Source organism: Seohaeicola zhoushanensis, from assembly GCF_014656415.1.
GTDB classification, from domain to species: Bacteria; Pseudomonadota; Alphaproteobacteria; order Rhodobacterales; family Rhodobacteraceae; genus Seohaeicola_A; species Seohaeicola_A zhoushanensis.
Genome location: NZ_BNCJ01000034.1, coordinates 23,680 through 30,691, shown reverse-complemented (window position 1 = coordinate 30,691; position 7,012 = coordinate 23,680). Strand labels below are relative to the sequence as shown.

The following is a 7,012-nucleotide window of genomic DNA, read 5'->3' as shown; positions in this document are numbered from 1 at the left end:
GCTTGAGTATCCCAAACCGCATGGGCCGGCCCGGATACACAAAGTTCAGGACACTCCCTCACCCAAGGGAGTTTGGGCGGATCGTGCCGAACGATGCAGCACTTGCACCGCGTGCGGTTTAGCGGCGCTGCCATAACGGACTCAATCAATAGTGCTTTCTTTCCACTCCGGCCAATGGATCGCACGATCAAACACTGGCATCAAACAGCCAGGACCGAGATCCAACTTCAATAGCGCCTCGCTTCGATCAGCCGCCGACTGCTGTGTATGCAGCATTTCGACCAGACGACAATTTCCGGGAACCTTTTCGGTCTCGCTGCATCCAATGGTCAGGTGAGGACAGATCTCACCGATTGCAGTTCGGAAAAGGACTACCCCATGATGAAACACATCCTGCTGGTTTCGAGCCTCGTCTTTTCTTCGGCGACGATTGCCATCGCTCATGACAAAGAAGCCCTGCGGCAATCGCCGCCGGGGCCGCCATTCGTGCAGGTCAGCGACGCGCTGCCGCTGCCCGCGTTCATTCCGGGTCTCGGCACGCTGTTTGTCGACCCCGCCAGCCTGCCCGCTGGCCCCTTCCTGGCCTACGACCACGACGGCAAGCTGTCGGCCACCATCTATATGACGCCGCTGGAAGAGCTACAGGCGGGTAGTGCGTTCGACGGTCTCGGCCTCGGTGCTCATGAAGTCAGCTCAGTCGACATCTATTACAACGCCGGGCATCCGGGGGTCGAGAAACCCCATGCGCATGTCGTGCTTTTCCACGACGCCGAGGCCAAGGGACGGTTGGCCAAATGAGCCGCATCAACCGTCGGATCATCCTTCTCGGGGGCAGCGCTGCCGCTGCCCTCGGGGTTCCTTGCGTTGCTCTGGCCCAGACCAAGGTGGAAATCGAGATGCGGGGCACCGCCCGTGGCGAGCAAATATGGTTCGAGCCCCAAGGCCTGGCGGTGGATCCCGGCACGACGCTGCGCTTCACCAACCGCGATCCCGGCAACAGCCATACCGCGACCGCCTATCATCCGGAGCTTTTCGGCAGGACGCGACGCATTCCGGCATCGGCCAGGCCATGGGACAGCGACTTCCTGCTGCCCGAAGAGAGCTTCGAAGTCACGCTTACGGTTCCCGGCGTCTACGACTTCTATTGCCTTCCACATGAGATGGCGGCCATGGTCGGAAGGATCGTGGTCGGGACACCACTTCATGTTGGCTGGGAGGGCCCCTCCAGCGACCGCGACGACATATCCGCTGATGTGCTCGCGGCGCTTCCAGCGGTCGATGCCATTCTCGCCAATGGCGTCATACACGTGGAGAGCAAGCCATGAATGCGCAGCCAAGCCTCCAGACACGCATCGTGCGGGATGACACCAGGTCCGAGACAGCCCTGGTAACGGCTGCGCGCAATGGCAGCGAGTCCGCCGTGCGTGAACTGATCCGCCGCCTCAATCCCCGGCTCTTCCGGGTCGCCAGAGGGATCGTCTCGAGCGATGCTGAAGCGGAAGATGTGGTACAGGACACCTATCTCGTCGCGTTCAACAAGCTGGATAGCTTCCGCGCCGAAGCGAGCTTCACGACCTGGATCACCCGGATCGCCATCAATGCCGCCAGAATGCGGCTCAGGCGCCATCATCCGAGCGAGGTTTACGATACAGTGACCGAAAGCGACACTTCCCATGTTCTGGATTTTCCCGGCCAAGGCTCCGAACCCGTCGAAGCCGCAATCCTGCGAGCCGAGATCCGGCGCTTGATCGAGACAGCAGTGGCCGAACTGCCGCCGGATCTGCGGCTGGTCTTCATGCTTCGCGAAACCGAAGGCCTAAGCACTGCAGCCACCGCTGACCAATTGCAGATCAATAAGATCACAGTGAAGACCCGGCTGTTCCGAGCTCGCCTCCTGCTGCGCATTGCGCTGCAACGCAAGATGCGCGGCGGCTTCGAGGAGATTTTCCCGTTCGACGGCAAGCGCTGTGCCGACATGGCGAACCGGGTGGTCGCGAAGCTAAAGACAGAAGCAATATTTTGAGCTGCAAGCGGTTTGAGAAGATCTGGTCCTCGCCCAGAAACCTGTCCCGTCAATATCATCCGCCCAAACGGTTCGGCCCGAGGGGCACGCTACATCGCGAACGCCCCGCCGGAAAAGCCGATGAATGACTCAGGCACGGTGACGCCGTAGTGAGATATGACTCCTCGGAAAATCTCCGGCCGGGTGCTCCAACGGGCGGTAGAAGCTCACTATTCGACAGAACGCTTGCTTGAGGTCGAAAAGCATTCGCGCCAAGGGCCGGCTCACGATCTGTCCGGCCTTTCCACCAAACCTTTTCGAAGTCGCGGTCCTTATCTGTCCGCTTTAGACGTTGAGAGGCAACGCAACACACGGCCTCGTAGTCCGTCAATCACGATAATGCCTGCAGCTGCCGGTAAGCCAGCCGCAGCAGATTGACTAATCTGCGCGCCGGTAGAGCAGCTACCCACGCTTTGCTGACCTGCGCAACCAGCGAAATACGAGCATGAGAACAAGGGTCGTGGCGACCAGTCCGATGGTATCGCCAACCGCGTAGGTCAAGAGTACGGCCAATGAATGCTCAGATAAGATTGTGCCAGAGAAAACGACGGCCTGGCCGATCGAATTGAAGATCGAAGCCAGGATGCCCACGATCAACAGCCACTTCCAGTGGATGCGCAAGCTCCCACCCGCGTACAGGTCGTGACCGAACATTTTCATGACCTCAAACGCCAGGAGCGCAGAGAAAGCGCCGACGGCAATCGACATCATGATCGTTGGGCGCGCGGCGAGACTCACCTCGGGCGGCGTAAAAATCACCTCCGCTAGAAAAGCCCCGAGACACAGCGGAGCAAAGGCCACACGTCCCAACAGCCAAGTGGTCAAGACGCGAACGCCATGAGGAAGATAGATGAGGCTGGCAAACGGAGTGATTTCCGGAAGAACGCGCATCTGAAGCGGCGTGACCAGCAGCGCGATGATGCCGTGGGCCAGAATGTAGGCAACCACCACCACAGCGAAGTCTGCAAGCACCTTCATCCGGCGTATTTCCGTGAATTTCGGGTTGGATGCGCGCCACCTGCCGCAGGGCTCGCAGGTCCCACCTTAGTGGCCTGAATGATCGCCGTTGACGAGATCGCTGCGAACGACATAGGAACGCGCCTTGGTCTTGGCAGCCCGTTCCAAAAGGCCGTGTCCCAGGAGAGTGCGGATGGCGCGATATAGCGTTGCCTGGGCAACGGACTTCAGGAGCGCGTGACTACGCAGCTGTTCGGAACTGACGATTTCGCCTGGTTGGTCTGACAGGCTATGCGCCGCAAGCAAGACATCTCGCTCAGTGCGGTTCAGAGCCTCAAGGCCGACATCCCGTTCGAGCTCCCGCAACATTTCCCGGAGTTCAAATATGGATCTGAGCTTGTCCATGTAAACTATTCGTCCAATCATGCTCTGTCGGTGGTCTCAAACTGGAAAACGCACCACGGAATACATTATCATAATGATAAGTTCTTGGCGGCCAAGGTACTCCGTGGTAGCGTTCCGATGGCGACGTTCCGTGAGTGGTGATGCCGCCAAGCATTTCCAGTAGTTTGCCTTGGCGGCTGGCGTCGCCAAGGCTATTCTGTTTATGATATATGTTGCGTCCAGAGGCGGCAAGGATTGTAATTGGGGCAGCAGCTCCCAGGTTGTCCCAATTCGCAAGCCGTCCGTTTGAGTCGCTGATCCGAGTGCGAAGCAGCGATAGGTTGTCGATCGTGGACTGTAGAGCAGGATCGCCTCGCAAGACCGGCAGATTGCGTGGTGCTCACAAGCGTGCCGACTCCCTTGTTCGAAGCGAAAAGGATGGGCCTATTGTTGGAGCCTCGGGTCGGCGGACGTCCTACTTTCGTTGGGAGACGTTGAAGTCAGTCATGCAAAAGCGATTACCCCCGCTGTCGAGCCCGTAAGCGTCAAGCATCCCTGACTTGCTTGTGCGGTCGTGCTGGTCGCGCTCGACCGCAGGCCATTCAAACGACGCCTGCGTGGATCACGGCATGCGGTTATCAAGAGGTCTCAGAGTTCAGTCGGCTGTGTAGGGCTCTGCCAGTCTTGAAATGAATGGCCGCCTTTGCGTCAACGGCAACCTTGTCTCCCGTGCGCGGATTGCGCCCGTCGCGTGCATCACGTTGCCTGGTAGTGAAGGCGCCAAACCCGCGTAGTTCCACGCGGCCGTCATTTGCCAAATGTCCTGCGATGGTGTCGAACACGATGGTTATCGCGCGCGTCGCTTCCATCGCCGTCAAATGCGGGTTCTCGTCGGCAATTTTTGCGATGAGTTCGCTCCTGATCATGACGTCTCCTCTCGTCGGCTTGAACCTGGCAAATGACCACACGCGGTTGTCACATCAGCCCGGCTGTTAGACCCACTGCCGTCACCAGCGTCAACATCTATCGAGCAGATTGGAAGACACAGAGCGACCTTCTCGCATCAGCGACCATATCCAACCGTGGAGGTCTGACGTCGGCAGTATCACCGGCGAATCCTCACACTGTTCCCGATTGCTTTGCATGAAATGGCGCCGGCGGGTGCCTTTTGTCTACGAAAGAGAGAAAACAGCAACCCAAAGACTGGAGTACGTCGACAGCTTGAGAGCAGGTATCGAACAGAAATGCCAGATCATTCGATGGCGTTGGAGCAAGCCTACATTCGCATTCTCATGTGGAAAATCCAGTGGGTAAGGTTTATGTCGCGGATCGTAGATTTCCGGAAAGAAACGGCCATGGCCAAAATAGATCTAGACAAGCTTGATCTCAAAGAACTGAAGGCACTCCGCAAGGATGTCGAGAATGCAATCACGGAGTATGAGAAGCGAAAAAAGCAGGAAGCTCTCGCAGCGGCGCAGTTAGCCGCCAAGGAATTGGGATATTCGCTCGCTGAACTCCTGGATGGGATGAACGGGCCAAAAGGCAAGGGCACGATCAACCCGCCGAAGTATCGTCATCCGGAAAACCCGGCCATGACCTGGACGGGCAGGGGGCGGCAGCCGGCCTGGATCAAAGAAGCCATCGAGGCTGGCACGGGATTGGAGAGTTTTCTGATCACGGAGGACTAAACGACGATTGTACTGGAAATTCAGGGTCTTTTCCCTGCTCATGCCGACAAAAAAGGAGGCTGAGAGAATAACCGGATCTGCGAAATCTCTCAGCCCTCATTCTTCCAAAAATCAATTCTTCGGAGGAGGTGGCAGTAGGATACTTCGAACCGGTTCGACCGATCCCGAGTTGTTTTGGGAATATGTTAGGGCCGGGTCGATCTGTTGCTTCAAACTGGCTCGACGGCCTTCTCGCCCGACCGCGCCGCCACCGTCGGCGGAAGTACCGGCACGTTGTCGATCAGCCGCGCCCCGTCGAGCCAGGCGGCCACGAAGAGCCGGCCCGGCCGGTCGGCCTTTGCCATCGGTGCAAGATCCGGATCGCTTCGCACCTCCAGGTAGTCGATATCGGTGAACCCCGCGGCCAGCAGTGCCTGTCGCGCCGTCTCAAGAGCTAGCGAAAGGTCGCCGCCGCGAGCGATCACATTGGCCGCACTGGTGAGCACCCGCCCAATCACCGGGGCGGTCTCACGAGCCTCGGAGCAGAGGCGCAGGTTGCGCGAGGACATGGCGAGGCCGTCTTCTTCGCGGATCGTCGGAAGCCCGACGATCTCGGTCTTGAGGTCGAGATCGGCTGCGACGCGCTTCACCACCTGGAGCTGCTGGTAGTCCTTTTCACCGAAAAAGGCGGTGTCGGCGTCGGTCTGAAGCAACAGCTTGGTCACCACCGTGGCCACGCCGTCGAAATGTCCCGGCCGGGTGGCGCCGCAGAGCCCGTCGCTGACGCCGGTCACAGAGACAGTGGTTGCGAACCCCTCGGGGTAGATCTCTTCTGGCTCGGGCAAATAGAGCACGTCGACATCAAGTGGCGCGAGCTTTGCGGCGTCGCTTTCCTCGGTGCGGGGGTATTTCGCGAGATCCTCGGGATTGTTGAACTGCCGGGGATTGACGAAGAGCGTGACGATGACACGGGCACAGCGGGCGCGGGCAGCCTCGACCAGGCTGAGATGCCCGGCATGGAGCGCACCCATGGTTGGCACCACGCCGATTGTCTTGCCGGACTGGCGCCAGCTTCGGGTGAGGTCGCGCAGCTCGGCCTTGCGTCGGATGATCTGCATTACTTGGCTCCTTCGTCGGTGAAGACATGTTCGGGGGCCGGGAAGGCACGTGCGCGCACCTCCTCGGCATAGGTCCGGATTGCCTCGGCGGCATCCGCGGCAAGATGGGCGTAGCGCTTGACGAACTTCGGCTTGAAGGCGTCGAACAGGCCCAGCATGTCGTCGATCACCAGGATCTGGCCGTCGCAACCGGCCGAGGCGCCGATGCCGATGGTCGGAATGGTGATTTCGGCGGTGATCTGGTCGGCCAGCGCGGCGGGCACCTTTTCAAGCACCACCGAGAACGCCCCGGCGTCGGTCACGGCCTGGGCATCGTCGCGGATGCGTTCGGCGTCGTCGCCCTTGCCCTGCACCCGATAGCCGCCGAGCGCGTTCACCGACTGCGGGGTGAGGCCGATGTGCGCCATGACGGGAATGCCGCGGTCGACCAGGAAGCGAATAGTCTCGGCCATGTGTCGGCCACCTTCGAGCTTGACGGCTCCTGCCCCCGTCTCGGCCATGATCCGGGCGGCGTTGAGGAAGGCCTGTGCCGGGCTTTCCTCGTAGCTGCCGAAGGGCATGTCGACGACCATCAGCGCCCGCTCCAACCCACGCGCCACGGACTGGCCGTGCAGGATCATCATCTCCAGCGTCACCGGCAGGGTCGAGGGAAGCCCGTGCAGCACCATGCCGACGCTGTCGCCGACGAGGACAAGATCGCAGTGGGCATCGGCGAGCCTGGCAATCGGGGTGGTATAGGCGGTGAGGCACACCAGCGGCGCCCCGCCCTTGCGGGCTCGGATCTCGGCGGCGGTCAGGGCCTTTTGCGGTGCGGGTTGGCTCAT

At 60.0% G+C, this 7,012-nt stretch carries 9 protein-coding genes; 4 read left to right on the top strand and 5 right to left on the bottom strand.

Annotated elements, in window-relative coordinates; all coding sequences use genetic code 11:
• Positions 1-378 precede the first annotated feature (378 nt).
• Genes IE266_RS25075 through IE266_RS25065 form a run of 3 tightly spaced genes read left to right on the top strand, consistent with a single transcriptional unit; the run spans position 379 to position 2,023 of the window.
• Complete coding sequence (locus tag IE266_RS25075; RefSeq protein ID WP_229864481.1) at positions 379-798, top strand: hypothetical protein; 420 nt, start codon at positions 379-381, stop codon at positions 796-798.
• The gene (locus IE266_RS25070) at positions 795-1,325 is read left to right on the top strand and encodes a cupredoxin domain-containing protein (protein WP_189682874.1); all 531 of its coding nucleotides are present in this window, start codon (positions 795-797) and stop codon (positions 1,323-1,325) included. The genes IE266_RS25075 and IE266_RS25070 overlap by 4 nt, the downstream gene beginning before the upstream one ends.
• Positions 1,322-2,023, top strand: a complete 702-nt coding sequence (locus IE266_RS25065) for an RNA polymerase sigma factor (RefSeq protein ID WP_189682873.1) — start codon at positions 1,322-1,324, stop codon at positions 2,021-2,023. Before IE266_RS25070 ends, IE266_RS25065 begins: the two co-directional genes overlap by 4 nt.
• Positions 2,024-2,464: 441 nt before the next feature.
• Here IE266_RS25065 and IE266_RS25060 read toward each other — a convergent pair whose 3' ends face one another.
• The 3 genes from IE266_RS25060 to IE266_RS25050 form a co-directional block, all read right to left on the bottom strand.
• The gene (locus IE266_RS25060; protein WP_189682872.1) at positions 2,465-3,040 is read right to left on the bottom strand and encodes a hypothetical protein; all 576 of its coding nucleotides are present in this window, start codon (positions 3,038-3,040) and stop codon (positions 2,465-2,467) included.
• A gap of 66 nt (positions 3,041-3,106) precedes the next feature.
• Positions 3,107-3,424: a hypothetical protein gene (locus tag IE266_RS25055; protein ID WP_189682871.1), complete on the bottom strand. Its 318-nt coding sequence runs from the start codon at positions 3,422-3,424 to the stop codon at positions 3,107-3,109.
• Positions 3,425-4,041: 617 nt separating this feature from the next.
• Positions 4,042-4,329, bottom strand: coding sequence for an HU family DNA-binding protein (locus IE266_RS25050; protein ID WP_189682870.1), 288 nt, complete (start codon positions 4,327-4,329; stop codon positions 4,042-4,044).
• A gap of 429 nt (positions 4,330-4,758) precedes the next feature.
• On the opposite strand from IE266_RS25050, the gene IE266_RS25045 reads away from it, so the two are divergent.
• Positions 4,759-5,091, top strand: coding sequence for an H-NS histone family protein (locus tag IE266_RS25045; protein ID WP_189682869.1), 333 nt, complete (start codon positions 4,759-4,761; stop codon positions 5,089-5,091).
• A 209-nt stretch (positions 5,092-5,300) separates the two neighbouring features.
• Here the strand turns inward: IE266_RS25045 and panC are convergent, their stop codons facing one another.
• Both panC and panB read right to left on the bottom strand, forming a co-directional pair.
• Entirely contained in the window at positions 5,301-6,188 is an 888-nt protein-coding gene (gene panC, locus IE266_RS25040) for a pantoate--beta-alanine ligase (RefSeq protein WP_189682868.1), read from the bottom strand.
• Positions 6,188-7,012, bottom strand: a complete 825-nt coding sequence (gene panB / locus IE266_RS25035) for a 3-methyl-2-oxobutanoate hydroxymethyltransferase (protein ID WP_189682867.1) — start codon at positions 7,010-7,012, stop codon at positions 6,188-6,190. Before panB ends, panC begins: the two co-directional genes overlap by 1 nt.

Coding starts and splice junctions, on each gene's coding strand:
- IE266_RS25075 (WP_229864481.1), top strand. CDS start 379: ATGATGAAACACATCCTGCTGGTTTCGAGCCTCGTCTTTTCTTCGGCG.
- IE266_RS25070 (WP_189682874.1), top strand. CDS start 795: ATGAGCCGCATCAACCGTCGGATCATCCTTCTCGGGGGCAGCGCTGCC.
- IE266_RS25065 (WP_189682873.1), top strand. CDS start 1,322: ATGAATGCGCAGCCAAGCCTCCAGACACGCATCGTGCGGGATGACACC.
- IE266_RS25060 (WP_189682872.1), bottom strand. CDS start 3,040: ATGAAGGTGCTTGCAGACTTCGCTGTGGTGGTGGTTGCCTACATTCTG.
- IE266_RS25055 (WP_189682871.1), bottom strand. CDS start 3,424: ATGGACAAGCTCAGATCCATATTTGAACTCCGGGAAATGTTGCGGGAG.
- IE266_RS25050 (WP_189682870.1), bottom strand. CDS start 4,329: ATGATCAGGAGCGAACTCATCGCAAAAATTGCCGACGAGAACCCGCAT.
- IE266_RS25045 (WP_189682869.1), top strand. CDS start 4,759: ATGGCCAAAATAGATCTAGACAAGCTTGATCTCAAAGAACTGAAGGCA.
- panC (WP_189682868.1), bottom strand. CDS start 6,188: ATGCAGATCATCCGACGCAAGGCCGAGCTGCGCGACCTCACCCGAAGC.
- panB (WP_189682867.1), bottom strand. CDS start 7,012: ATGAGCCAACCCGCACCGCAAAAGGCCCTGACCGCCGCCGAGATCCGA.